Origin of the sequence: Fulvivirga sp. M361 (genome assembly GCF_007097395.1) — a bacterium.
Classification (GTDB): domain Bacteria; phylum Bacteroidota; class Bacteroidia; order Cytophagales; family Cyclobacteriaceae; genus Fulvivirga.
Map to the genome: position 1 here is coordinate 1 of NZ_VKDC01000129.1, position 255 is coordinate 255.

Consider the following 255-nt stretch of genomic DNA (forward strand, 5'->3'; position numbering starts at 1 on the left):
TCTCTTGTAGCTGGTCGCCGTCCACAAACGTGTCCCCCACCAGAACACCACCACCCGTGACAGCACCGTAGCTTACGCCAGTAACAGTGATCACATGGTTGGACGTCGGACTGTTCAACGTAATGTCTGTCTGGTCACCACTGCATAAACTAGTGGTTGTATTGGTCAGCGTTAAAACAGGATTTGGGTTCACCGTCACGGCCGTGGTAAAAGGGGCCACTCCGTCATCACAGCCTGAACCATCACTCACCTCAA

The 255-nt window shown here is 52.9% G+C and carries 1 protein-coding gene; it reads right to left on the reverse strand.

What is annotated here, in order from left to right:
- The coding region (locus FNH22_RS32315; protein WP_185154539.1) for a hypothetical protein at positions 1 to 255 on the reverse strand (255 nt) is incomplete at both ends.